This is a genomic window from Pseudomonas helvetica (genome assembly GCF_039908645.1).
In the GTDB taxonomy this organism is placed as follows: Bacteria; Pseudomonadota; Gammaproteobacteria; order Pseudomonadales; family Pseudomonadaceae; genus Aquipseudomonas; species Aquipseudomonas helvetica.
The window spans coordinates 2365630-2387946 of record NZ_CP150917.1 but is presented as its reverse complement, the minus strand read 5'-3'; the positions used below and the strand labels follow the sequence as shown (position 1 = coordinate 2387946).

The following is a 22317-nucleotide window of genomic DNA, read 5'->3' as shown; positions in this document are numbered from 1 at the left end:
ATCAATTCGCTTCAGCGGTATTGGTCGAATACGCCGGCCAGCGGCGCGGTCGACTCTCGCATGACAATGCTGGGCTTCACGATCCGCTGATCGGTCGCCAGTTCAGGTGTCGCGATCCGTCGCAACAGTACCTCCGCAGCCATTTCTCCGAGCTCCAGGATCGACTGGCCGACAGTGGTCAGCGCCGGATAGACATAACGGCTCATCTGAATATCGTCGAAACCGATGACCGACAGCTCGCTTGGCACCCGGATATTGCGCTCGGCGGCGGCCCGCAGTACGCCGATACCGATCATGTCGTTGCCGGCAAAAATTGCGCTGGGCGGGTTCTGTTCCAGCAAGATGGCCGCCGCGTTGTAACCGCCGGTGCTGGTGAAATCGCTTTCGAGCATCCACTCTCTCGGCACTTCGACGCCTGCCTCCTGCAAGGCCCGGCAGTAACCTGCCAGACGCATCTGCGCCACGCTGGTATGTGCCGGACCGCCGATAGTGGCGATGTCGCGGTGGCCCAGTTCGAGCAAATGCCGGGTCGCAAGATAAGCACCGTATTCATGATCGATGCGCACCATGTCCGCATCGAGCCCCTCCAAACCACGGTCGACGATCACCATCGGCGTACGCACGCCCGCCAGCCCTTGCGCCAACCCGCTATCGCCACCGGCGGACGCGACAATCAGCCCGTCGATGCGTTTTTCCAGCAGCACACGCAGGTAACTGCGCTGCTTGTCCGGGTTGTCGTCGGAGTTGCAGAGGATCACGCAATAGCCGTTACGCTCGCAGTAATCCTCGATACCACGGGCCAACTCCGCGAAGTACGGGTTGAGGCTGTTGGGCACCAGCAGACCGATGGTCGCGGTGGTCTTTGCCTTGAGCGAGCGCGCCACGGCGCTGGGCACGTAATCCAGGCTTTTGATTGCGGCCTCGACCTTGAGCCGAGCCTCTTCGCTGACCGGCCGGGTCTTGTTTACCACGTGGGAAACCGTGGTGTAGGAAATCCCCGCGAGCGCTGCTACATCCTTGATAGTCGCCATGATTCAGCTCCGTCGACTTGCACGTTGGCTGCGGTAGGTGTCCAGCACCACCGCGACCACGATCACCGCGCCGGTAATGATGCGCTTGGTCGGTTCGGTCGCGCCGATTTGCGCCAGTCCGGCAGCCAGTACAGAAATGATCAGGACGCCGAAAAAGGTGCTGATCACCGAGCCGCGACCGCCCATCAGGCTGGTGCCACCGATCACCACGGCAGCGATGACTTGTAGCTCCAGGCCGGAACCGGCATTCGGGTCCGCAGCTTCCAGACGCGAAATCTGGAACAGCGCGGCAATACCCGCCAGCAACCCCATCAGGCTGAACACCAGAATCTTGTAGGGTTTTGGGTTGATACCCGCCAGACGCACAGCTTCCTCGTTGGTGCCGATTCCGATCAGGTAGCGGCCGAACACGGTACGGGTCAATACCGCCTGGGCGATGAAGATAACCAGTAACGCGATAATGAATGACGGTGAAATACCAAAGGTGATCGGATTGGACAGCCAGGCAAAGGCATCACCGATATAGGCCGTGCGCGAGCCGGTCATCTGATAGGCAACGCCGCGAGCCATCTCCAGCACACCCAGCGAAACAATGAACGACGGAATGCGCCAGGCCACGGTGATCGAACCGGTGATGGTCCCGGCCACTGCGGCGGCGGCCATACCCAGCAGCGCTGCCGGCAAGACACTCCAGCCCCAGCCGAGGATCGCCACGCTGACAGTCGAGCCCGCCAAGGCCAGCACCGAACCCACCGAAAGATCGATGCCGCCGATGATCAACACGAACGTCATGCCGACTGCCAGTACCATCAGGTCCGGAATCTGATTGGCCAGCGTGCTGAAGGTGTCATAAGAGAGGAAATGGCTGCTCAAGACCGAGAACAACGCAATCATCGCCAGCAAGGCACCAGCCAGGCCCAGATAGGTACCGAGGCCGTAAAAATTGCTACTACGTTTGCCAGCAGACAGTGCAGTTATCATGGGAGATCCCTAGGCGCCGCTTCATGGAGCAACGCATCACGTTTTTGGTAGCCGGCAAAAGCGGCGGCAAGCAAATCATCCTGAGTCCAGCTGTCGCGTTCGAAGGTGTCGATCAAGCGTCCGGCCGACAACACGCCAATACGGTCGCAGATCAACATCAGCTCGCGCAGATCACTGGACACCACCACCAGCGCCTTGCCCTGACGCGTCAACTCGCCAAGCAACGCGTAAATATCAAATTTGGCACCGACATCGATGCCGCGAGTCGGCTCATCGAACAACAGCACCGAACACTCACGCTCAAGCCAGCGGCCAATCACCACCTTCTGCTGATTGCCGCCCGACAACTCGCAAACCAGCTGCGCAGGACCGGAGCTGCGAATGTGCATTGCGTCGATCTGACGCTGCGCCAGCGCCATCTCGTCACGCGCATTTACAATGCCGCCACTGGAGATCACCGGCATATTGCCCAGGGCGATGTTGGCGCTGATCGACTGAGTCAACAGCAGCCCCTCGCCTTTGCGATCTTCGGTAATCAGGGCAATGCCGTGACCGACCGCATCGGCGGGCGAACGAATGCTCACCACTTTCGCCGGCGAGCCAAGTGCGACCGTGCCACTGTCTGCCGCATCGGCACCGAAGATCAGCCGCAGCAGCTCCGTGCGCCCCGCCCCGATCAAACCGGAAATTCCGAAAATCTCGCCGCTGCGCACCTCGAAAGACACATCACGAACCTTGTCCGAACGGCTCAACCCTTTGACGGTCAAGGCCGGCGCGCCGATCTGCCGCGGACCGAGATCGATGTGCTCGCCCAATTCGCGGCCGACCATCAGATTGACCAGTTGCTCGCTGTTGTAATTGGCCATCGGCTCGACGCAGATCAGATTGCCGTCACGCAATACCGCGATGCGCTGAGCAACCCGCGCCAGCTCTTCCAGCCGATGGGAAATATAAATGATCGCCACGCCACGAGCTTGCAGGCGGGTGATTTGCTCAAAGAGCATCTCGACTTCGCGAGCCGTCAACATCGCTGTCGGCTCATCGAGAATCAGGACATGGCAGTCGCCGATCAGGTTGCGCGCGATCTCGACCATTTGCTGATGACCGATCCCCAGCTCACCGACCAGCGTGTCCGGATCGATCGCATCGAGCCCGACCTGAGCCATCGCGGCGATTGCCGCTTTGCGCAGTTGCTTGCGACTGATCCATCCACCATTGCTCGGCAAGTTGTCGAGAAACAGGTTCTCTGCGACAGACAGGGTCGGCAGCAGATTGAGCTCCTGCATGACCATGCGAATGCCCAGCTCTTCAGCCTGGGTTCGGCTGCCAGGACGGTAATCGCGCCCCTGGAACTGCATTTGGCCAGTGGTCGGAGTGACCAGCCCGCCAATGATTTTCGAGAGCGTGCTTTTGCCGGCACCGTTCTCGCCGGTCAACGCCAGCACTTCACCACGCATCAGCGTCAGGTCAATGCCGGTCAATACCGGTTGCGCATACGTCTTGCCGATACCGCTGACCGAAAGGACCGCGTTCGGAGCACAAACTGACATAAAAAACTCTCCATGCGCTCGCCCTTGCGAGCGAGCGCCGTTGTGTCGCCAGAATGACTACTTGGTAACCAGCTCAACCGGAGTTTCGATTACGCCGTTGGTGCCGCTGTCGACCTTTTCGCCCTTGAGCATTTTCAGGGCAGTCTCGATGCCGAACACCGCCTGTTTGGCTGCAAACTGATCGGCAGTCGCCAATACGCGGCCATCCTTGAGCATTGGCTTGATGGCATTGATGTTGTCGTAACCGACCACTTGCACCTTGCCCGCCTTGCCTGCTGCGCGCACCGCCGAAACAGCACCGACCGCCATGCTGTCGTTACCCGCCAGCAGAGCCTTGGTTTGCGGGTACTCGCTGAGTATCGAGGCGGCAACCTTGTTGCCTTTATCGATTTCCCAATCACCGGACTGCAACGAGACGACCTTGATCTGCGCCGCTTCCATTGCGTCCTTGAAGCCAGCGGTGCGAGCCTGGGCGTTGGTGGTGGTGGAAACACCTTCGATGATGCCGACTTCGTCACCGGCCTTCAGCTGTTTGGCCAGATACTCGCCGACCAGACGCGCGCCTTTGCGGTTATCCGGGCCTACGAACGGTACGGTCATGTTCTTGCTTTTGACGACGGCCGGGTCCAGTTGGTTGTCGATGTTGATCACGGTGATACCGGCATCGATGGCCTTCTTGATCACCGGAACCATCGCTTTGGAGTCGGCTGGCGCAATCACCAGCGCATTGACCTTGGCCAGAATCATTTGCTCGACGATGCGCGTCTGACCAGCGGTGTCCGTTTCGTCCTTGATGCCATTGGAGATCAGGTCGAAATCGGCAGAATGTTCTTTCTGGTAAGCCTTGGCGCCATCCTCCATGGTCAGGAAGAATTCGTTGGCCAGGGATTTCATGACCAGCGCGACTTTCGGTTTTTCAGTGTCGGCGAAGGCCGAAGAGAGGGGCAAAGCGGCGGATGCGGCAGCCAGCATAGCGACAGCGAGAAGACGTCCAGCGAATGGCAGCTTCATGAGTTCACTCCGATCTTATGATTATTGTGAGCAACGCTTGCACTGCATACGCTTCAAATCCGTTCACCAGCGCTCTGATACGCGGGAACGAGGATCGCCGCGCCCACGGAACCAAACCGTCGACAGGACTGCGCAAACGTTTGCGTAGACCGAACTATGCGAACCCTGTCGACATTTGTCAACGGTCAGAAAAAACCGTTTTGTGGTCTGTCTGGCGAAAAAACGGCAATGCCGATTATGCCGTGGTGTTGACCACCGATCCGCTATTGGAACCCTTGGCCAGCTCCTTGACCAGGCTGCTGGTCACCTCCATCAGCGCACCGTTGGTTTGAGCGATCTGCCCCTGAATCGCCATGACCGCGGTGGTCTTGGCTTCCGGCGTCGGATATGACGCGGCCTGGGCCGCAGCCAGTTGCTGTTGTTGCTGGCGCAATTGCTCTTGCAGTTCCTTCATGCGCTTGAGCAGCATCTTCACCGTGATGCTTTGGTTACCACCGTCATCCGCTTTGGTCTCTGCTTCGGGGCTTTGCCCTACCGGACCTGTCCTGACTTGCTTGCTGTCACCTTCCTTGCCACCCGCCTGTTGCGTCGCGGCGTCTGCCGTCGCATCGCTCAATGCGTTGACCGTAGCGAGCGATTTGCCGCCAATCGTGATGCCGCCTGCGTTTGGAAAACCTACTGAAATGGACATATGAGCTCCTGCACAAAAAATGATCCTGAAAGGATCATCGACCTCTGAGCGGTTTTCTTTAGCACTAATTCCCATTCAAAAATGTGGGAAATCCTAGATTTACGCTGTAGGAGATTTCGGACAGCCGAACGCTTCCATCGCACATATTCGGAAACCCGGACGACTATCGCCTCGAGCGCCACCGTACAGAAGATATAAATCTATATAAATCAAAAGGTTAAAAGATTTTTAAATCAAAGATATGACTGGTACAGATCCTGCTCTTACTGGGTATCCCCGGCATACAGATCTGCTTGGGGTGTTTCTAGATGAACCTGCATCAGCACCGTCATCACTATTAGAGAGAAAACAATGAAATCTGCCTTCAACACCTTTATTCCGGGCGCTTTGGCCCTCCTGCTGCTCCTCCCGACTGCACTGCAAGCAAAAGAAGTCGAAACCCGACAGAAACTGGCAAACGTGGTCGTCCTGGCTACAGGCGGCACGATTGCCGGTGCTGGTGCCAGCTCGGCCAATAGTGCTACGTACCAGGCCGCAAAAGTCGGGATCGAACAGTTGATCGCCGGCATCCCTGAACTAAGCCAATTGGCCAATGTTCGCGGCGAGCAAGTGATGCAAATCGCCTCCGAGAGCATCACCAACGAAAACCTGCTGCAACTGGGCCGTCGCGTGGCCGAACTGGCCGACAGCAAAGACGTCGATGGCATCGTTATTACTCACGGCACCGACACCCTGGAAGAGACCGCCTACTTCCTGAACCTGGTGGAAAAAACCGACAAGCCAATCATCGTTGTCGGCTCGATGCGCCCAGGCACCGCGATGTCGGCTGACGGCATGCTCAACCTGTACAACGCCGTCGCCGTAGCGGGTAGCAAAGATGCTCGCGGCAAAGGCGTGCTGGTCACCATGAACGACGAAATTCAGTCGGGTCGTGATGTCAGCAAAATGGTCAATCTCAAGACCGAAGCGTTCAAAAGCCCATGGGGCCCATTGGGCATGGTGATCGAAGGCAAATCCTATTGGTTCCGCTTGCCAGCCAAGCGCCACACCATGGATTCGGAATTCGACATCAAAAACATCAAGAGCCTGCCTGACGTCGAAATCGCCTATTCCTATGGCAATGTCGACGGCACTGCTTACAAGGCCCTGGCCCAGTCTGGCGCCAAAGCCATCATCCATGCCGGCACCGGCAATGGCTCGGTATCTTCGCGCCTGGTTCCAACCTTGCAGGAACTGCGCAAGGATGGCGTGCAGATCATTCGTTCTTCCCACGTCAATGCTGGCGGCTTTGTCCTGCGTAACGCCGAACAGCCAGACGACAAGTATGACTGGGTCGTTGCGCATGACCTGAACCCGCAAAAAGCCCGCATCCTGACGATGGTTGCACTGACCAAGACGTCGGACAGTAAAGAGCTGCAACGGATGTTCTGGGAGTACTGATTCATTGCGTCCGGCCGGATCCGGTCGGACGCTTGCCCCCCCACTCGCCCACTCGGGCGAGTGATCTACCCTCCCGCCTTCCCTGCCATTACTTCTGAATAATCACCAATCGGTTTACAGCAAACGGAAAAATTCGCTGTCAGAGGAATTTCTTGAACTTTAAGCAGTTGCGAAATCGCCTACAGTTAAATACTGTATGCACGTACAGCTTAATAAGGATTACCCCGTGGCCACGACCTCTTCAGCAGCGACTAACCCTCCAGGCTCTTACGAACGACTCGGTTTGCGCGTTCAGAAAATCATCAACTCCCCGACCGCCCAAAAAGCCAAGGCCGCCTTGATCTTCCGCCTCCCCGACGAGCCGGTAGATGAATGGGAACGCTTGCTCGAGGAAATCGCCGAGAACGACAACGTCACCCTCGCTTATCGCGACGATGGCGGCGTGCAGATTTTCTGGGTTGTGCCGAAGGAAGATTGAGTCAATGATTGCTCGCTGTTTTGCTTTGCTGTTGTTGCTCTTCGTTGTCATCAGCGCTCAGGCGGATGCGCCACGCACTTTCAACGAAGCGAAAAAGGTCGCTTGGACACTCTACGCCCCACAGTCAACCGAGTTCTATTGTGGCTGCAAATACACGGGCAATCGGGTCGACCTCAAAGCCTGCGGGTACGTGCCACGTAAAAACGCCAAGCGCGCTGCACGCATCGAATGGGAGCACATTGTTCCGGCATGGCAAATCGGTCACCAACGCCAGTGCTGGCAACAGGGTGGTCGCCAGAACTGCACACGTCACGACCCGACCTATCAACGTGCCGAGGCCGACTTGCACAACCTGGTGCCAAGCATCGGCGAGGTGAACGGGGACCGCAGCAATTTCAGCTTCGGCTGGCTCCCCGTGCAATCAGGGCAATACGGTTCGTGCCTGACCCAGGTCGACTTCAAGGCCAAGAAGGTCATGCCCCGCCCGTCCATTCGCGGGATGATCGCTCGCACTTATTTCTACATGAGCAAGCAATACGGTTTGCGACTGTCCAAACAGGATCGGCAACTCTACGAAGCCTGGAACAAGACTTACCCGGCACAAAGCTGGGAGCGCCAACGCAATCAGCGCGTCGCGTGCGTGATGGGGCGCGGCAATGAGTTCGTCGGCCCCGTCAACATGAAGGCTTGCGGTTAATCAGGTGGCGTCAATTACTGAGCCGTGCTGTGCTCAATGACCATTGATTCGATATTCATCTTCTTCGCCTTGGCCAGTGCCGCGGTCAGCTCGACCTGCCTTGCCTCGGCTTCGGCTTTCGAGTTGAACGGCCCGACCAGCACGCGCTGTTTACCGTCTTGCGTGACCACGTAGGAAACAAAACTGTGTTCGATCAGCCAGCCAGTGAGATCGCTGATCGCCTGCACGGTCTCGCCCTGAACCAGAACATCCCATTGCGGGGCAGCCGCCACAGCGGGCACAGAAACAACCGGTGCCTGAGCTTTTTTCGACTCCCCGGCCTTTTCCTGACCACATCCGGCCAATACCAATACCGCGACCACCAACGCCATTTTGCGCACAACCTTCCCCTCTGAATGCCAAAAGCCGGGATTTTATCACCCGAAAATGCTTCGCGACCCAGTAAACAGGCCTCAAAACAACGAGAATGATGTTTCTCGCCTCTGTATAGTCGCACCTTGGGAATTAATGCAGCGTCTGCACGTCAGAAAGAGGCACCCAAACCGTGACACTTCGCACTAATCTATAGGTACTACCGACATCTGCATTGTCTGAGTCAGGTGCCCTACAAAGCTATCAAGGAGAAGATCATGCTGATACTCACCCGCAAAGTCGGTGAAAGCATAAACATCGGTGATGACATTACCATCACCATTCTGGGCGTTAGCGGCCAGCAGGTCAGAATCGGCATCAATGCCCCGAAAGACGTTGCCGTGCATCGCGAAGAAATCTACCAACGTATTCAGGCGGGCCTTACTGCGCCGGACAAGCGCGAAACCCCCTGAACCCGTCAGCAATCAGTAGCCAGCCTTTTCTCTCACGGCAACGGCTGGCTAAAGATTCTGCGCGCCCCCTCCCTCCCCCCATGACAACGACACAGCACCGACACCCCGCCGGCGATGCTGATACTAACGACATCGCCATGTCCCTTACTGTCGGACGATTCGGATTTAGCCTGGTGAAAACATCACAGCCGGCCTGGACGCACCGAGCCATAGCGCAACGTTAGCCGACTATCCAAACGTCACACCTCGCGCCATGCCTGTCGCGGCCACGACCATCAGGATAATCAACAGTGCCTCGATATGACTGATCCGCGCAAAGAGACGGACCCGCCCGACATCAATCAGCGAACCTCGACGCAAAGCAATCCGCCACTTGATCAAGGCCACCATCGGTGCAGTTTCAAGCAGCAGGATGATGGCGAATAAAGTCATTTTCAGATGGAACAGCGGTTGATGCAGGTAATAGTCCGCCCCCTTTTCGTACCCGCCAAAGGCACGGATCCCACCGGTAACCAGAAGAATCAATGCGCAGACTCCCCAAAAGTTATCTGCCAGCAAAACACTGCGAGCCCCCGCACCCTCTGCGTCCACTCGACGAAAAGCCATGCCACGCGTCAGAACACCCCAGAGCGCCAGGGCATAGGCCAAGAGATGGACCGCGGCGAGAAACCAGTGAACCAGCATCGAATTGCCCCCCCATTCAAGACGAAAAATAATCGGCCTGTCAGTAGTAGTCCAAAACGCCTCGCTTCGCTCACAAGCGCCTCGGAGCCCCTCAAGGAAAACCAGCAATTTTTAAACCGGGAACACGTTAATATCGGCGAGAATGCACACACTCAATCCAGGGATAACGGAGCATGAGCTCATCAGGGATGAATTCATCAGAAACACCCACACTGGTTCTCCTCCCGGGGATGGATGGCACAGGCGAACTGTTCGAACCTTTACTCTCGGCACTGGAAGGGCAATTCAACACGCTCGTCGTGAGTTATCCCAACGACCGGTCCTTGAGTTATGCCGAACTGCAGTCAATAGTGCTCAAGGCATTGCCAACCGACAGCCCTTTTGTCTTGCTTGGCGAATCGTTCTCGGGGCCGATTGCCATTTCACTGGCAGCGCTGCAACCCCCTCAACTCAAAGGGCTCGTATTGTGCAGCACGTTTGTACGCAACCCGCGACCGCGACTACGTGGCTTGAGTTTTCTGCTGAATATCCTGCCACTGCACCCTGTACCTATCGGACTGATCAGCACACTATTACTGGGGCATTTTTCCACCCCTGCGCTGCGCCGCTCATTGCATCGGGCAATATCGCTGGTCACACCTTCGGTGATGCGTGCGCGGTTACGCGCCGTTCTGACTGTCGACGTGGCAAAAGAGCTCGCGTGTGTCAGCGTTCCAACCCTTTACTTGCGCGCAACTCATGATCGACTGGTACTTGCGACAGCCTCTGCGCTGATCTCGCAGCTCAAACCGGATATACGGATAACCAAGCTGGACGCTCCACATTGCGCACTTCAGGCAGCGCCTCATAACGCCACAAAAAGCATCAAAGCGTTCGTGAGCAGCCTGTGAGACTTCGGCCCTGACAGAAACTCGACGCGCATTGCCTATACTCGCGACCAACGCCTCGATACTGCATTTTTTATTTCTGCGTTTCGTCGCCATTCAGTTGATTGGGCATGAGCCGCAGAGCACACTTGTGGCAGTTGAAGGATCAACGCCCCTATCGATCAAAAGCCCGCCCACCTGCGGGTTTTTTTTCGCCTGCGCGATGGTCGTTACCGACGCATGTGAAGAGCCCAGCACGATGGCTGGGCTCGGTTTATTGCCGGTGTTCCATCATCTTGTCAGCAAGAATCCTGGCCCTGTCGACCAATAGACTCTGCCACTCATCGTGACTCGACTTCGAGCCCCCTATCGTCGGCGCCGTGAGATTGCTTTCGGCTATCAGCGCAGCACAAAAATACTGATCCCAAACGACTCTTTCTCCAGCCGTACGTCTGTTCATTTGGTCGGAGTTCATATGCGGCTCCTTTTGATGAGGTAGCCCAGCTATTTTACGCCCGAACCACGCACATGCCGCACTTGAGTTGGCAGTTGGTGCGCGCCGCCCCAACAACCGTAGGTCGATCCCGACAGGCTGTCATTCCGAGTATCGGCAATCGGCCAAAAACATTCGGACTCAGACAGGAACAGTGCCAGAACGACCACCCTCAATTTGATTTTTGAATACGCCCAAGGCCGAAACGATTTGCTGACTGATCTGCGGGCTCGCTGCGATGTCTGCCTCATCCATTCCTTTAGCCAGCAAGTCGACTGTTATCGAGGCGGGCTCGACAATAATCGCGGACATCGTTTCCAGCACTAACTTGAGTGCCGCCTGGGCGTGACTTGCTCGTGGAGATGCATTGAAAAGTGCTACCGGCTTGCCGGGAAAGTCCTGACTGGCCACGAGCCAATCCAGTGCATTCTTGAATGACCCCGGAATTCCACGAGCGTACTCAGGGCACGAAATCAGAATGCCGTCCGCCTCGGCAATAATCCCACGCAACTCTGCGACGATCTGCGGCGGATCGTCAGCCTGATCCGGATCGAAGTGAGGTAATTGACCCACCTCCAGGTAGTGCCTGATCAACATCCCTTCAGGGCTGAGCCTCTCGGCAGCACGCAGTAGCGCGGAGTTTGAAGAGGCTGCGCGAAGGCTTCCTGAGATCGCAAGCAGTTGCACCATGTGTATACGCTCCATGACTTGGTGGACGGATGAATTGTCGCATACGCAGGCGCGCTCGATTGCCTCGCGGTCAGTCGGCCTGATTGTCATGGCAGATCCCGGGGGTAGAATTAATGGTGGATTGCCGGCATCAGTGAGACTGAGTCCTTCGAGGGCAACACCATGCAAACGACTGAAGACGCGATCATTGCAGCAGCACGACTGCGCGCTGCAAGCCGGGGAGATAATGAAGCCCTGGCTGCAGCTTCAGCACTCGAAGTCGTGGAAGCCCTGAAAAAGTCCTTAACAGGAGACAAGTACCAAGAGGCTCTCGAAAGACTGTATCTCGAGTACACAGCCTCCTGAGCTTTGTAACCCACTTACCAGCCGTGCATTTCTGGATTGACCGTCGGCATACACTCGAGAGTAGCCAGATCAATCAGCGTGAAATGGCCGCCCATCCAGCCGCCAGTATCGATGTGATAGACATTGCCCAGCACCGCAGGCTGAAGGACCACCGTGTGACCGACGATCACGGCCCTGATGCCACTGACGCCAGTAGAGTTTTCGCTGGTAATGCGAGAACGCGACCACTGGCAGATAGTTTGAACACTACGCTGCATCGAGTCTTGCTCCCGCTCAAGGGCTCCAAGCATTTGCGCCCAATCATCGAACGGGCAATCGGCATGCACGATCCCCACCGATCCCATAGGCGTCATTACTTCAATTGCGATAGGCAGCTCGGCAAGCAGATCGACATAGAAGGCCTGCTCAGCGCTGGACAGACCGTACAGCCAGGCACCGCCGTTGAGCATGTGTATGTAAATGGCCCGACCGTTATGACTGAGCCGATGGGCATCGACCGCCATTTGCTCATGATTGCCCTGCACGGCAAAGAACCACGGCTTGGCCAGCCACACATCAACGTCGGTAGATTCGGGGCCACGGTCGACCATATCGCCAACACTGAACAGACGATCGGTTGCGGGGTTGAAGCCGACAGCATCAAGTGCTGCCTGAAGCCTGGTGAAATGGCCGTGAATATCACCCACGGCAAAGTCGCGGCCCGCGGTGTTGATTGTGAAACGCCGAACCTGGGTCATGCTGCCACCCCCGGTACCGTCTTAAGGCTCTGTTCAATCCAGTGTATTCGCCTCACCAGCGACTCTTATGCTACCCCTTGAACGCTTCGAGCTCAGCTATTTACGAATGATAAATGCTGACCCGAAGGTGTAGCGCAGGAGGGCGTGGCCCGTCTATGGGTTACCTAATACTTGAAATACCGGCGCGTTGTAGGTATTGGTCGAGATCAACTCAATGCAAGGAGCGAGACAGTGATCAAAATTCGAGAGGCGACCATTGAAGATATCCACGTACTTCGTGATATCGGCATAGAGACGTATCGGGATCACTTCTCCGACATCTGGAGCCCCTCAGGCATGCAGCATTTCTTGAGTGAAGACTTTTCAGTCCTGGCGCTTCAAAAATCGATAGGGGCACCCACACATCACTGTTGGCTCATAGCCCTCGATGAAGACGACAGAGCGGTAGGGTTCTCAAAGGTTAACTGGTCGAAGCCAATGCCTATTACCGGCAAGGCCGGTGCGGAACTCCAAAAAATTTACTTCCTCAAGACCCAAGCGGGCAAAGGCTACGGGAAACAGCTTCTGCAATTCATCCGCCGACTTGCCAAAGATCGTAAAGAGCATTTCATTTGGCTCGACGTACTAAAAACCAACGCCAGTGCGAGGCGCTTCTACGAGGGCTTCGGCTTCGAAGTACTGGGTGAGATCCCATTTAGCACCGACAAGACCGAGATCGGAATGGTTGTGATGTGCTGCGACATTTCCCGATAGGCGCATTCGATCGCCTCCCAGTCGGGTTGCTTGGTTGTCATAGCATTACTCTGGTACTTGAAATACTGGCGCAGATAACACAGGCGGCATCGTACAGCGCGCAGGCTGGCAGGGATTACAAGTTGAACCATTTAAAGGCTGGCAGGCAGCTCACATCATCTCGCTGTGCGCCTGCCCATGCAGCAGGGCCACAATGAATCCTTGAGGCAGCCCGGCTTCACGCTGCGTGATTGCGATACAATCGACCGAACAACAGTTCCACGATCAATGGATGATCCTATTGAAGAGTCTCAAAAGCCGTTATTTAGCCATCACACTGACAATGCTCCTCAACATTACAATCTGGAGCGGTGCGGTATTTTTGATTTGGCCACTGATTGACCGCTCGGCAGTAGGCTATTTCGAAACTTATGCAGCGATTGCAGTCGCGAATATCTGCCTCTTCTACCTTGCCGCGTTTTTTGTGCGGTGTCCGGAGTGTAATAAATCGATGCATCACTTCTACAGACCAGGGGATGGATTGCTAATTAGTCGTGCGTTATTGCCACATGAAATCTTCACGGAAAAATTCATTCAGCGCTCCCACTGTGACAAGGTCGTAAGTCTTGGTGATTAGCACAGCTCGCCACACACTCTGCCTATTCGCGAAACGTGTCGCGACTTAACGCGCCACTTCAAATACATGCCCACACCGAGCCCAAGCATGGTCAGATCCTCGGAATCGACCAGTGCCAGTTAAAAACTGTTACCTATGTGCTTGAACCGTTTTGTTACCTATGTGGGTGAGTCATACCCAGCCAAGCGTAAGTAAACCCTTCAATCGAGATTTACCTTGATGCATCGTGGTAAACCTCTCACGTCAAATGCTAATTGCTGAGGAAGCCTCATTGCACGATTCTAAGTATCTAGAAGATCTCCGCTCCCGCTTCAATTCTGGAGAGGAGCTGAAATATGCCTTTTTCTGGGGACACCAGCGAAGTAAAAGTGGAATTACATCTTCGTGCTTTAGCCAGTGGTTCAACGCCGAATTCACTGTCGAGGGGCAACGCTACCCAACTGCCGAACATTTCATGATGGCAGAGAAGGCAGCCTTGTTCGGCGATCAAGAAATTCGTGCTCAAGTGCTCCAGGCTCCAACCCCCAACGCAGCCAAAGCTCTTGGCCGCAACGTGCGCGGGTTCAACGATCACGATTGGCTGCAACACAGATATGCAATTGTCGTCCGGGCCAACCAAGCCAAGTTCTCCCAAAACCCGGAGTTGAACGCTTTCCTCAAGGAGACCGGTTCTCGCATCATAGTTGAGGCAAGTCCGGTTGATAGCATCTGGGGCATTGGGCTCGCCCAGGACGACGAAAACGCGAGCAACCCCAACCTGTGGCGAGGCCTGAATCTGCTGGGGTTCGCGCTTATGCAGGTCCGCGACGAAACCTGATTTGCCCGTTAATGGGGTGTCGAAGTGCTCCGCATTTTCGTTCTCTGCGCTGCACACACGGCGCGGAGCAAGACCCACGGTCTACTCCACCCTTCCAGAATCTATCAAGCCGCAATATGAAGCCCGCCATGTGCGGGCTTTTTTGAGTCTCGGGATTCGCTGGGAGGTCAGCCCCGGCCACACCTGTGGGGCGAGAGAAAGTCAGGTGAACAAAATCATGCTGCCACTACTGGCGACCGGCGACAGACAGGCACGAAAGCCTGCCCACGACGGGATACCCCATACGGCTGTCGAGCTGACACGAACAGGGAAGCACACCGCTGCACCTATGCACCTATGCACCGAACAATCGAAGCGATACTCGAGCCTATGAGACCTGCTTGCGAGAGGCAATCATCTCCTGACAACGATGTGCGACTTCAGGAGTTGATTCACCCAATGCCGAAAGCACTCGATACATCTCATTCGCATGCCGAAACGGATAGACCTCAAGATTCAGTGCAATGCGCACTTTGCGGATATCGCGCCCATCAAGCAGCCAGTTCTCAACGGAGCGAGTAATCGCCGCACCGTTGTCATCTGTTTGCCAGGCAAGCAGATCGAATAAGTCGGCAATCAACTCAAAAGGAACTGATCCAGGGATGTCGAGGAAAAGCCTCTCCGCAAGATCTTCCTCGCCAAGCGCAACTACAACAGCCCGCACCGCCTCAAAGGAATCAGAGTATTCACTCTCATCGCGCTCGCTCGAGATGATAGTGAGTGCCGTTTCAACAGTTGGGTGCATGGGTGAAATTCCTTTGCTGTCGATGCGGACGAAACTGCGGCCTATAACCGCCCACCCGCGTCAAACCATCCAGTTGGCAAGGTCGTTTATCGCGACGTCAGCACTACGGAGGGTTCGTAACGGCCCCAAGCCAGGCGCAGCCACTCAGTTGTGACATGGCCAAAATCAAGATGAGCTTGCGTAGCACGTAATTTCCTTATTACTTCTCCGCCGTGTTTCCCATCGACGCTATCGCGAAGCAACAAAAAAGGGCCCACCTTTCGGTGAGCCCTTCTAGACCGCCCAGCAGAGCGGATTTTGTTTGGTAGGCGCGATTGGACTCGAACCAACGACCCCCACCATGTCAAGGTGGTGCTCTAACCAACTGAGCTACGTGCCTGCTGTGAGGCGGCATTCTACGGAATTCCGTAGGGGTGTCAACACCTTTTTTTCACCTAACCCTATGAATATGCAAAATATTTAATTTTGGTACGGCAAAGAAGATATTCCGGGTAGCTGGCAGTCGATTTTTAACTCAGGTAGGATCGGGGCACTCGTAAAATATATTAAACAGAGGCTGCAGGATGGCGAACACCCCCTACCCGGAATCCTATTACGCGGCGTCGGCCAACGCCGCGCCGTTGCGCCCAATGCTGCAGGATGACGTAGAAACCGATATATGCGTTATTGGTGCGGGCTATACCGGCCTGTCCAGCGCATTGTTTCTACTGGAGAGCGGGTTTCGGGTGACGGTCCTGGAGGCAGCCAAAGTCGGCTTCGGCGCTTCGGGCCGCAACGGTGGCCAGATCGTTAACAGCTACAGCCGCGATATCGATGTGATCGAACGTAGCGTCGGCCCCAAGCAAGCGCAAATGCTCGGGCAGATGGCGTTCGAAGGCGGCAAGATCATTCGCGACCGAGTGGCCAGATACCAGATCCAGTGCGACCTGAAAGACGGCGGTGTATTTGCAGCCATCACCAGCAAGCAGATGGGCCATCTGGAGTCACAGAAGCGCCTGTGGGAACGCTACGGCCACACTCAGCTGGAACTCCTGGACAAGCGCCGCATTCGCGAGGTCGTCGCCTGCGACCAATACGTGGGCGGCATGCTCGACATGAGTGGCGGCCACATCCACCCGCTCAACCTGGCCCTGGGTGAAGCCGCTGCCGTCGAGTCGCTGGGCGGGACGATTTACGAACAGTCACCTGCCGTACGCATCGAGCGTGGCGCCAATCCGGTGGTGCATACGCCTCAAGGCAAGGTCAGGGCCAAGTTCATCATCGTCGCCGGCAATGCCTACCTGGGCAATCTGGTTCCAGAGCTGGCCGCCAAATCAATGCCGTGCGGCACCCAGGTGATCACCACCGAACCCTTGGGCGATGAGCTGGCGAAGAGTCTGTTGCCACAGGATTACTGCGTCGAGGACTGTAACTACTTGCTCGATTACTATCGCCTTTCTGGCGACAAGCGCCTGATCTTCGGTGGCGGCGTGGTATACGGCGCTCGGGATCCGGCGAACATCGAAGCGATCATTCGACCGAAGATGCTCAAGGCCTTCCCGCAGCTCAAGGATGTGAAGATTGATTACGCCTGGACCGGCAACTTCCTGCTGACCTTGTCGCGCCTGCCGCAGGTCGGACGCCTGGGCGACAACATCTATTACTCCCAGGGCTGTAGCGGCCATGGCGTGACTTACACGCACCTGGCAGGCAAAGTCCTGGCCGAAGCCTTGCGCGGCCAGGCAGAGCGCTTTGATGCCTTTGCCGACCTGCCGCACTACCCTTTCCCTGGCGGCCAGTTGTTGCGCACACCGTTTGCGGCGCTAGGCGCCTGGTATTACGGCCTGCGAGACAAGTTCGATTTCTGATTGAATGCCAGCACACCTGTAGGAGCACGGCTTGCCGGCGATGGCGTCGTTGAAATCGCTATCGTCGGATCGCCGCCCGGAGCAAGCTTGGCTCCTGCGCACGGTGGGAGCCAACATTCGGATTAAAAATTCCAGAAACAAAAAACCCCGGTCTTTCGACCAGGGTCTTTGCTATCGACTCGAAGTAGCCAGTGGCTCTCTTCGTGCTTCAAGGCGTTCAGTGGGCCTTGAGACAGATATGGCGCAGCGGACGGGACTCGAACCCGCGACCCCCGGCGTGACAGGCCGGTATTCTAACCGACTGAACTACCGCTGCGTATCGCTCAGACTTGCGTCTGTGTGAACCTTTGTCGGATTGAAGAGCTTGTAAGCTTTTCAATCTCAAACCGGGAAAACCCGATCTGGAAAATATGGCGCAGCGGACGGGACTCGAACCCGCGACCCCCGGCGTGACAGGCCGGTATTCTAACCGACTGAACTACCGCTGCGCGTCGGTGGAGGCTTTTTACAGCTTCCTTCCTGCTTTCGCAAGACTCTCAAGAAGTGGTGGGTGATGACGGGATCGAACCGCCGACATTCTGCTTGTAAGGCAGACGCTCTCCCAGCTGAGCTAATCACCCTTTGCTTCTCTGAGGCCGCGAAATTTACGCAGATACCGAAGCTAAGTCAATAGCCTGCTTGAAGTTTTTCTGAAAAAGACAAAATCATGTCATCTCCTGGGGCGCCAATCCGCGACACCCTCAACCTCAAGCCTTCTCCAGCCCCGCCCCGGAACCTCGGTTAATCGCCATAAATCATTTTCTTGGTCATGCCACCGTCGACCACAAACTCCTGGCCCGTGACAAACCCTGCATTCTTCGACAGTAGCCAGGCCACCATCGCCGCCACATCCTCGACGGTCCCTACCCTGCCCGCCGGATGCTGAGCATGATCTGCATCACTCAGCGGTTCGGCACGCCGCGTCGCTGGATCACGCGTATCAATCCAGCCGGGACTGACTGCATTGACCCGAATCTCTGGCCCCAGGCTGATGGCCAAGGCGTGAGTCAATGCCAGCAAACCGCCCTTGCTCGCCGCGTAAGCCTCGGTATCCGGCTCTGACTGTGCCGCTCGGGTCGAGGCCAGATTGACGATGGCGCCACTGTGAGCGCGCAAGTAAGGCGCACAGTGCTTGGCCAGCAACATTGGCCCACTGAGGTTCACCGCCAACACCCGATTCCAGTACGCCAGATCGAGGCTTTCCAGCGTGATGTTGTGCGGATCGGCGACGGCCGCATTGCACACCAGCGCGTCGATGCGACCGAACTGCCCAAGCACCTCGGCGACGCCCTGAGCCACCTGCTGTTCATCGGCCACGTCCATGCCAATGAAGCAGGCGTTGTCGCCCAGCACCTTGGCAACCTTCGAGCCGCGCGCACGGTCCAGATCGGTCAGCACCACCTGCCAGCCTTCGCTGACCAGCCAGGCGGCAATCCCCAGACCGATGCCGCGCGCAGCACCGGTAACCAGTGCAACCCGGCCATTAGCGCTGCTTGCAGGCGCGGACAACTCGATCACAAGGCAGCCAGCCCGCGCGCCAGATCCGCTTGCAGGTCAGCCACGTCTTCGAGGCCGACCGCAATGCGGATCAAGCTGTCGCGAATCCCCGCCGCCTCACGCTCTTGCGGCGCCAGGCGACCGTGAGAGGTGGTGCTCGGATGGGTAATGGTGGTCTTGCTGTCACCGAGGTTGGCGGTGATTGAAATCAAACGCGTGGCATCGATAAAACGCCAGGCGCCGTCTTTGCCACCCTTGACCTCGAAACTTACCACGGCGCCAAAACCCTTCTGCTGGCGCTGAGCCAACTCATGCTGCGGATGGCTCTTGAGGCCGGCATAGTGGACTTTCTCGATGCCGTCCTGCTGCTCCAGCCACTCGGCCAGTTGCTGGGCATTGGCGCAGTGCGCCTTCATGCGCAGGTTCAACGTTTCCAGACCCTTGAGGAAGATCCAGGCGTTGAACGGGCTCAAGGTCGGCCCGGCGGTGCGCAGGAAGCCGACGATCTCTTTCATCTGCTCGCTACGACCGGCCACCACACCGCCCATGCAACGACCCTGGCCGTCGATGAACTTGGTAGCCGAATGCACGACCACGTCCGCACCGAGCTTCAGCGGCTGCTGCAAGGCTGGCGTGCAGAAGCAGTTGTCGACCACCAGCATCGCGCCCTTGGCGTGAGCGATTTTCGACAACGCAGCAATGTCCACCAACTCGGCCAAAGGATTGGACGGCGATTCGACGAACAGCAATTTGGTGTTGGCCTTGATTGCCGCGTCCCAGCCGGACAGCTCAGCCAGAGGCACATAATCGACTTCGATGCCAAAACGCTTGAAGTACTTTTCAAACAGGCTGATGGTCGAGCCGAACACGCTGCGCGAGACCAGCACATGATCGCCAGCACTGCACAGGCTCATCACCACCGCAAGGATCGCAGCCATACCAGTAGCCGTTGCGACTGCCTGCTCGGCACCCTCGAGAGCGGCAATCCGCTCTTCGAACGAGCGAACGGTCGGGTTGGTGTAGCGCGAGTAAACGTTGCCCGGCACCTCGCCAGCGAAGCGTGCCGCCGCATCGGCAGCGGTACGGAACACGTAGCTCGAAGTGAAGAACATCGGATCACCGTGTTCGCCTTCCGGCGTACGGTGCTGACCGGCGCGTACGGCCAGGGTATCGAACGCTACGCCATCGAGGTCGCTGTCCAGCCGACCGGCATCCCACTCCTGACTCATGCTGTCACTCCTTGCCTTGTTCTTTATTGATAGATACAAAACCGGCCCCTCAGGGCCGGTAGAAACTCAGTTGTTGTACAGATCGATGATCGCACTGACTGCCTGCGTCTTGACCTTGGAGGCATCGTTACGTGCCTGCTCGATCTTGTTCAGGTAAGCCTCGTCGACGTCACCGGTGACGTACTTGCCGTCGAACACCGCACAATCGAAGTTCTCGATCTTGATCTTGCCGCCACCGACCGCTTCGATCAAGTCAGGCAGGTCCTGATAGATGAGCCAATCAGCGCCGATCAGATCAGCCACGTCTTGAGTCGTACGATTGTGAGCGATCAACTCGTGGGCGCTTGGCATGTCGATGCCATACACGTTCGGGTAACGCACGGCTGGCGCTGCCGAGCAGAAGTAGACGTTTTTGGCGCCGGCTTCGCGAGCCATCTGGATGATCTGCTTGCAGGTGGTGCCGCGAACGATCGAGTCGTCCACCAGCATCACGTTCTTGCCGCGGAATTCCAGCTCGATGGCGTTGAGCTTCTGGCGTACGGATTTTTTCCGTGCGGCCTGGCCCGGCATGATGAAGGTCCGGCCGATGTAGCGGTTCTTCACGAAGCCTTCGCGGAACTTCACGCCCAGATGGTTCGCCAGCTCCAGCGCCGCGGTGCGGCTGGTATCCGGAATCGGGATGACCACGTCGATGTCATGCTCCGGACGCTCGCGCAGGATCTTCTCGGCGAGTTTCTCACCCATGCGCAGGCGAGCCTTGTAAACCGAAACGCCATCGATGATCGAATCCGGACGCGCCAGGTAGACGTGTTCGAAAATGCATGGAGTCAGCGATGGGTTGGTCGCGCACTGACGGGTGTGCAGCTTGCCGTCTTCAGTGATGTAGACCGCTTCGCCCGGCGCGAGGTCGCGAATCAGGGTGAAACCGAGCACGTCCAGGGAAACGCTTTCAGAGGCGATCATGTATTCGACGCCTTCGTCGGTATGACGCTGGCCGAAGACGATCGGGCGGATGCCGTGCGGATCACGGAAACCGACGATGCCGTAACCGGTCACCATCGCAACGACTGCGTAACCACCCACGCAACGGTTGTGCACGTCGGTGACGGCCGCAAACACGTCTTCTTCGGTTGGCTGCAACTTGCCGCGCTGGGCCAGCTCGTGAGCGAACACGTTGAGCAGCACTTCCGAATCGGAGTTGGTGTTGACGTGGCGCAGGTCAGATTCGTAAATCTCCTTGGCCAGCTGTTCAACATTGGTCAGGTTACCGTTGTGCGCCAGGGTGATGCCATACGGCGAGTTGACGTAAAACGGTTGAGCTTCGGCCGAAGTCGAGCTGCCCGCAGTCGGATAACGCACATGGCCAATACCCATGTGACCGACCAGGCGCTGCATGTGACGCTGATGAAACACGTCACGAACCAGACCGTTGTCCTTGCGCAGGAATAACCGGCCATCATGGCTGGTCACGATACCGGCAGCGTCCTGGCCGCGGTGCTGGAGGACGGTTAGCGCGTCATACAGCGCCTGATTGACGTTCGACTTACCGACGATACCGACGATGCCACACATGCGACGCAACCCCTACTTAATGAAACTGAACTGAACACATCTCACTGCGGCGTTTTGGCCGTCGGCAAGAGATGCTCCTTGAACGGTATGTCAGCGGGTACGCTGATACCGCTGGCCAGCCACTGACTGCTCCACCCTAATATGAGGTTTTTGGACCAGTCTGCAACCAATAGAAATTGTGGCACGAGCCTTGACTCCTGCCACCACTTATCCTGCTGTACCGGGCCCAGACTCAAGAGCCCGACGGCGGTGACCACCAGCATCGCGCCACGCGCCGCGCCGAAGGCCATGCCAAGAAAACGGTCGGTCCCGGACAGGCCGGTGACGCGAACCAGTTCGCTGATAAGGTAATTGATCATTGCGCCCACTATTAAGGTGGCGACAAAAATGATGGCACAGCCCGCGATCACGCGAGCCGACGGTGTTTCGATGTATCCGGCGAGGTACTCGGACAGTGAGCCACCGAACATCCAGGCAACAGCTCCTGCGATGATCCAGGTCAGCAGCGACAAGGCTTCCTTGACGAAGCCGCGGCTCAGACTAATCAAAGCGGAGATGGCGACGATCGCGACGATCGCCCAGTCAACCCAGGTAAATGGCACAGTGCAGCCTACAGACGGATAAGGCGGCGCATTTTAGCAGAGC

At 56.9% G+C, this 22317-nt stretch carries 24 protein-coding genes and 4 tRNA genes; 9 read left to right on the top strand and 19 right to left on the bottom strand.

All coding sequences use genetic code 11. The features are described from left to right. Nucleotides 1-11 precede the first annotated feature (11 nt). From AABM55_RS10975 to AABM55_RS10955, 5 genes are all read right to left on the bottom strand, one after another. Nucleotides 12-1031 (bottom strand): LacI family DNA-binding transcriptional regulator, encoded by a 1020-nt coding sequence (locus AABM55_RS10975; protein ID WP_347929553.1) that lies wholly within the window; start codon nt 1029-1031, stop codon nt 12-14. A gap of 3 nt (nt 1032-1034) precedes the next feature. After that, nucleotides 1035-2012 (bottom strand): ABC transporter permease, encoded by a 978-nt coding sequence (locus tag AABM55_RS10970; protein ID WP_054596652.1) that lies wholly within the window; start codon nt 2010-2012, stop codon nt 1035-1037. After that, nucleotides 2009-3562: a sugar ABC transporter ATP-binding protein gene (locus AABM55_RS10965; RefSeq protein WP_347929552.1), complete on the bottom strand. Its 1554-nt coding sequence runs from the start codon at nt 3560-3562 to the stop codon at nt 2009-2011. Before AABM55_RS10965 ends, AABM55_RS10970 begins: the two co-directional genes overlap by 4 nt. A gap of 57 nt (nt 3563-3619) precedes the next feature. Next, on the bottom strand, nt 3620-4573 hold the full coding sequence (locus tag AABM55_RS10960; protein WP_054596650.1) for a sugar ABC transporter substrate-binding protein: 954 nt from the start codon (nt 4571-4573) through the stop codon (nt 3620-3622). 235 nt (nt 4574-4808) lie between these two features. Continuing rightward, entirely contained in the window at nt 4809-5264 is a 456-nt protein-coding gene (locus AABM55_RS10955) for a hypothetical protein (protein ID WP_347929551.1), read from the bottom strand. Between the two features lie 351 nt (nt 5265-5615). Between AABM55_RS10955 and AABM55_RS10950 the strand changes: the two genes are divergently transcribed. The 3 genes from AABM55_RS10950 (at nt 5616) to AABM55_RS10940 (ending at nt 7879) form a co-directional block, all read left to right on the top strand. Next, nucleotides 5616-6704, top strand: coding sequence for an asparaginase (locus AABM55_RS10950; RefSeq protein WP_103319779.1), 1089 nt, complete (start codon nt 5616-5618; stop codon nt 6702-6704). 226 nt (nt 6705-6930) lie between these two features. Then, nucleotides 6931-7182 (top strand): DUF1654 domain-containing protein, encoded by a 252-nt coding sequence (locus AABM55_RS10945; RefSeq protein WP_311196273.1) that lies wholly within the window; start codon nt 6931-6933, stop codon nt 7180-7182. A gap of 4 nt (nt 7183-7186) precedes the next feature. Further along, nucleotides 7187-7879 carry an endonuclease gene (locus AABM55_RS10940; RefSeq protein ID WP_103319775.1) on the top strand — a complete coding sequence of 231 codons (693 nt, stop codon included), beginning with the start codon at nt 7187-7189 and terminating at the stop codon, nt 7877-7879. Nucleotides 7880-7893: 14 nt separating this feature from the next. On the opposite strand, the gene AABM55_RS10935 is transcribed toward AABM55_RS10940, so the two are convergent. Continuing rightward, nucleotides 7894-8259, bottom strand: coding sequence for an SPOR domain-containing protein (locus AABM55_RS10935; RefSeq protein ID WP_347929550.1), 366 nt, complete (start codon nt 8257-8259; stop codon nt 7894-7896). Nucleotides 8260-8508: 249 nt separating this feature from the next. Between AABM55_RS10935 and csrA the strand changes: the two genes are divergently transcribed. Further along, nucleotides 8509-8703 carry a carbon storage regulator CsrA gene (gene csrA, locus AABM55_RS10930; protein WP_007920550.1) on the top strand — a complete coding sequence of 65 codons (195 nt, stop codon included), beginning with the start codon at nt 8509-8511 and terminating at the stop codon, nt 8701-8703. Between the two features lie 228 nt (nt 8704-8931). Here csrA and AABM55_RS10925 read toward each other — a convergent pair whose 3' ends face one another. Then, a complete protein-coding gene (locus tag AABM55_RS10925) occupies nt 8932-9387 on the bottom strand; it encodes a DUF2214 family protein (RefSeq protein WP_347929549.1) in 456 nt (151 codons plus the stop codon). Nucleotides 9388-9575: 188 nt separating this feature from the next. Here AABM55_RS10925 and AABM55_RS10920 point away from each other — a divergent pair, with 188 nt between their 5' ends. Then, nucleotides 9576-10277 (top strand): alpha/beta hydrolase, encoded by a 702-nt coding sequence (locus AABM55_RS10920; RefSeq protein WP_347929548.1) that lies wholly within the window; start codon nt 9576-9578, stop codon nt 10275-10277. Between the two features lie 250 nt (nt 10278-10527). Here the strand turns inward: AABM55_RS10920 and AABM55_RS10915 are convergent, their stop codons facing one another. Both AABM55_RS10915 and AABM55_RS10910 read right to left on the bottom strand, forming a co-directional pair. Beyond that, the gene (locus AABM55_RS10915) at nt 10528-10728 is read right to left on the bottom strand and encodes a hypothetical protein (RefSeq protein WP_054596642.1); all 201 of its coding nucleotides are present in this window, start codon (nt 10726-10728) and stop codon (nt 10528-10530) included. Nucleotides 10729-10887: 159 nt separating this feature from the next. Further along, nucleotides 10888-11436 (bottom strand): NADPH-dependent FMN reductase, encoded by a 549-nt coding sequence (locus tag AABM55_RS10910; RefSeq protein ID WP_103319805.1) that lies wholly within the window; start codon nt 11434-11436, stop codon nt 10888-10890. 162 nt (nt 11437-11598) lie between these two features. Between AABM55_RS10910 and AABM55_RS10905 the strand changes: the two genes are divergently transcribed. Beyond that, the gene (locus AABM55_RS10905; protein WP_054596640.1) at nt 11599-11781 is read left to right on the top strand and encodes a hypothetical protein; all 183 of its coding nucleotides are present in this window, start codon (nt 11599-11601) and stop codon (nt 11779-11781) included. A 14-nt stretch (nt 11782-11795) separates the two neighbouring features. Here AABM55_RS10905 and AABM55_RS10900 read toward each other — a convergent pair whose 3' ends face one another. Beyond that, a complete protein-coding gene (locus AABM55_RS10900; protein WP_347929547.1) occupies nt 11796-12518 on the bottom strand; it encodes a metallophosphoesterase in 723 nt (240 codons plus the stop codon). A gap of 231 nt (nt 12519-12749) precedes the next feature. On the opposite strand from AABM55_RS10900, the gene AABM55_RS10895 reads away from it, so the two are divergent. Together AABM55_RS10895 and AABM55_RS10890 are read left to right on the top strand one after the other, a co-directional pair. Then, nucleotides 12750-13271, top strand: a complete 522-nt coding sequence (locus AABM55_RS10895) for an N-acetyltransferase (RefSeq protein ID WP_347929546.1) — start codon at nt 12750-12752, stop codon at nt 13269-13271. Nucleotides 13272-14158: 887 nt separating this feature from the next. After that, complete coding sequence (locus tag AABM55_RS10890) at nt 14159-14704, top strand: NADAR family protein (protein WP_054598287.1); 546 nt, start codon at nt 14159-14161, stop codon at nt 14702-14704. A 367-nt stretch (nt 14705-15071) separates the two neighbouring features. On the opposite strand, the gene AABM55_RS10885 is transcribed toward AABM55_RS10890, so the two are convergent. Both AABM55_RS10885 and AABM55_RS10880 read right to left on the bottom strand, forming a co-directional pair. After that, nucleotides 15072-15488 carry a hypothetical protein gene (locus tag AABM55_RS10885; RefSeq protein WP_347929545.1) on the bottom strand — a complete coding sequence of 139 codons (417 nt, stop codon included), beginning with the start codon at nt 15486-15488 and terminating at the stop codon, nt 15072-15074. A 302-nt stretch (nt 15489-15790) separates the two neighbouring features. After that, a tRNA-Val gene (locus AABM55_RS10880) sits at nt 15791-15867 on the bottom strand. Nucleotides 15868-16051: 184 nt separating this feature from the next. On the opposite strand from AABM55_RS10880, the gene AABM55_RS10875 reads away from it, so the two are divergent. Next, nucleotides 16052-17335 carry an FAD-binding oxidoreductase gene (locus AABM55_RS10875; protein WP_347929544.1) on the top strand — a complete coding sequence of 428 codons (1284 nt, stop codon included), beginning with the start codon at nt 16052-16054 and terminating at the stop codon, nt 17333-17335. A gap of 239 nt (nt 17336-17574) precedes the next feature. Here AABM55_RS10875 and AABM55_RS10870 read toward each other — a convergent pair. From AABM55_RS10870 to AABM55_RS10840, 7 genes are all read right to left on the bottom strand, one after another. Continuing rightward, nucleotides 17575-17651: transfer RNA gene (locus AABM55_RS10870), tRNA-Asp, on the bottom strand. Between the two features lie 95 nt (nt 17652-17746). Continuing rightward, a tRNA-Asp gene (locus AABM55_RS10865) sits at nt 17747-17823 on the bottom strand. 56 nt (nt 17824-17879) lie between these two features. After that, nucleotides 17880-17955, bottom strand: a tRNA-Val gene (locus tag AABM55_RS10860). A gap of 160 nt (nt 17956-18115) precedes the next feature. Continuing rightward, nucleotides 18116-18892, bottom strand: coding sequence for an SDR family oxidoreductase (locus tag AABM55_RS10855; RefSeq protein WP_347929543.1), 777 nt, complete (start codon nt 18890-18892; stop codon nt 18116-18118). Next, nucleotides 18889-20100 carry an O-succinylhomoserine sulfhydrylase gene (locus AABM55_RS10850; protein ID WP_347929542.1) on the bottom strand — a complete coding sequence of 404 codons (1212 nt, stop codon included), beginning with the start codon at nt 20098-20100 and terminating at the stop codon, nt 18889-18891. The genes AABM55_RS10855 and AABM55_RS10850 overlap by 4 nt, the downstream gene beginning before the upstream one ends. Nucleotides 20101-20166: 66 nt before the next feature. Beyond that, entirely contained in the window at nt 20167-21672 is a 1506-nt protein-coding gene (gene purF, locus AABM55_RS10845) for an amidophosphoribosyltransferase (RefSeq protein WP_054596632.1), read from the bottom strand. Nucleotides 21673-21713: 41 nt separating this feature from the next. Next, complete coding sequence (locus AABM55_RS10840) at nt 21714-22274, bottom strand: CvpA family protein (RefSeq protein WP_347929541.1); 561 nt, start codon at nt 22272-22274, stop codon at nt 21714-21716. Nucleotides 22275-22317: the final 43 nt, after the last annotated feature.

What these genes read in the sequence shown, in the direction of transcription:
- AABM55_RS10970 (WP_054596652.1), bottom strand. Translation starts at nt 2,012, where the DNA reads ATGATAACTGCACTGTCTGCTGGCAAACGTAGTAGCAATTTTTACGGC.
- purF (WP_054596632.1), bottom strand. Translation starts at nt 21,672, where the DNA reads ATGTGTGGCATCGTCGGTATCGTCGGTAAGTCGAACGTCAATCAGGCG.
- csrA (WP_007920550.1), top strand. Translation starts at nt 8,509, where the DNA reads ATGCTGATACTCACCCGCAAAGTCGGTGAAAGCATAAACATCGGTGAT.
- AABM55_RS10915 (WP_054596642.1), bottom strand. Translation starts at nt 10,728, where the DNA reads ATGAACTCCGACCAAATGAACAGACGTACGGCTGGAGAAAGAGTCGTT.
- AABM55_RS10975 (WP_347929553.1), bottom strand. Translation starts at nt 1,031, where the DNA reads ATGGCGACTATCAAGGATGTAGCAGCGCTCGCGGGGATTTCCTACACC.
- AABM55_RS10920 (WP_347929548.1), top strand. Translation starts at nt 9,576, where the DNA reads ATGAATTCATCAGAAACACCCACACTGGTTCTCCTCCCGGGGATGGAT.
- AABM55_RS10905 (WP_054596640.1), top strand. Translation starts at nt 11,599, where the DNA reads ATGCAAACGACTGAAGACGCGATCATTGCAGCAGCACGACTGCGCGCT.
- AABM55_RS10965 (WP_347929552.1), bottom strand. Translation starts at nt 3,562, where the DNA reads ATGTCAGTTTGTGCTCCGAACGCGGTCCTTTCGGTCAGCGGTATCGGC.
- AABM55_RS10925 (WP_347929549.1), bottom strand. Translation starts at nt 9,387, where the DNA reads ATGCTGGTTCACTGGTTTCTCGCCGCGGTCCATCTCTTGGCCTATGCC.
- AABM55_RS10910 (WP_103319805.1), bottom strand. Translation starts at nt 11,436, where the DNA reads ATGGTGCAACTGCTTGCGATCTCAGGAAGCCTTCGCGCAGCCTCTTCA.
- AABM55_RS10940 (WP_103319775.1), top strand. Translation starts at nt 7,187, where the DNA reads ATGATTGCTCGCTGTTTTGCTTTGCTGTTGTTGCTCTTCGTTGTCATC.
- AABM55_RS10960 (WP_054596650.1), bottom strand. Translation starts at nt 4,573, where the DNA reads ATGAAGCTGCCATTCGCTGGACGTCTTCTCGCTGTCGCTATGCTGGCT.
- AABM55_RS10875 (WP_347929544.1), top strand. Translation starts at nt 16,052, where the DNA reads ATGGCGAACACCCCCTACCCGGAATCCTATTACGCGGCGTCGGCCAAC.
- AABM55_RS10850 (WP_347929542.1), bottom strand. Translation starts at nt 20,100, where the DNA reads ATGAGTCAGGAGTGGGATGCCGGTCGGCTGGACAGCGACCTCGATGGC.
- AABM55_RS10885 (WP_347929545.1), bottom strand. Translation starts at nt 15,488, where the DNA reads ATGCACCCAACTGTTGAAACGGCACTCACTATCATCTCGAGCGAGCGC.
- AABM55_RS10950 (WP_103319779.1), top strand. Translation starts at nt 5,616, where the DNA reads ATGAAATCTGCCTTCAACACCTTTATTCCGGGCGCTTTGGCCCTCCTG.
- AABM55_RS10900 (WP_347929547.1), bottom strand. Translation starts at nt 12,518, where the DNA reads ATGACCCAGGTTCGGCGTTTCACAATCAACACCGCGGGCCGCGACTTT.
- AABM55_RS10955 (WP_347929551.1), bottom strand. Translation starts at nt 5,264, where the DNA reads ATGTCCATTTCAGTAGGTTTTCCAAACGCAGGCGGCATCACGATTGGC.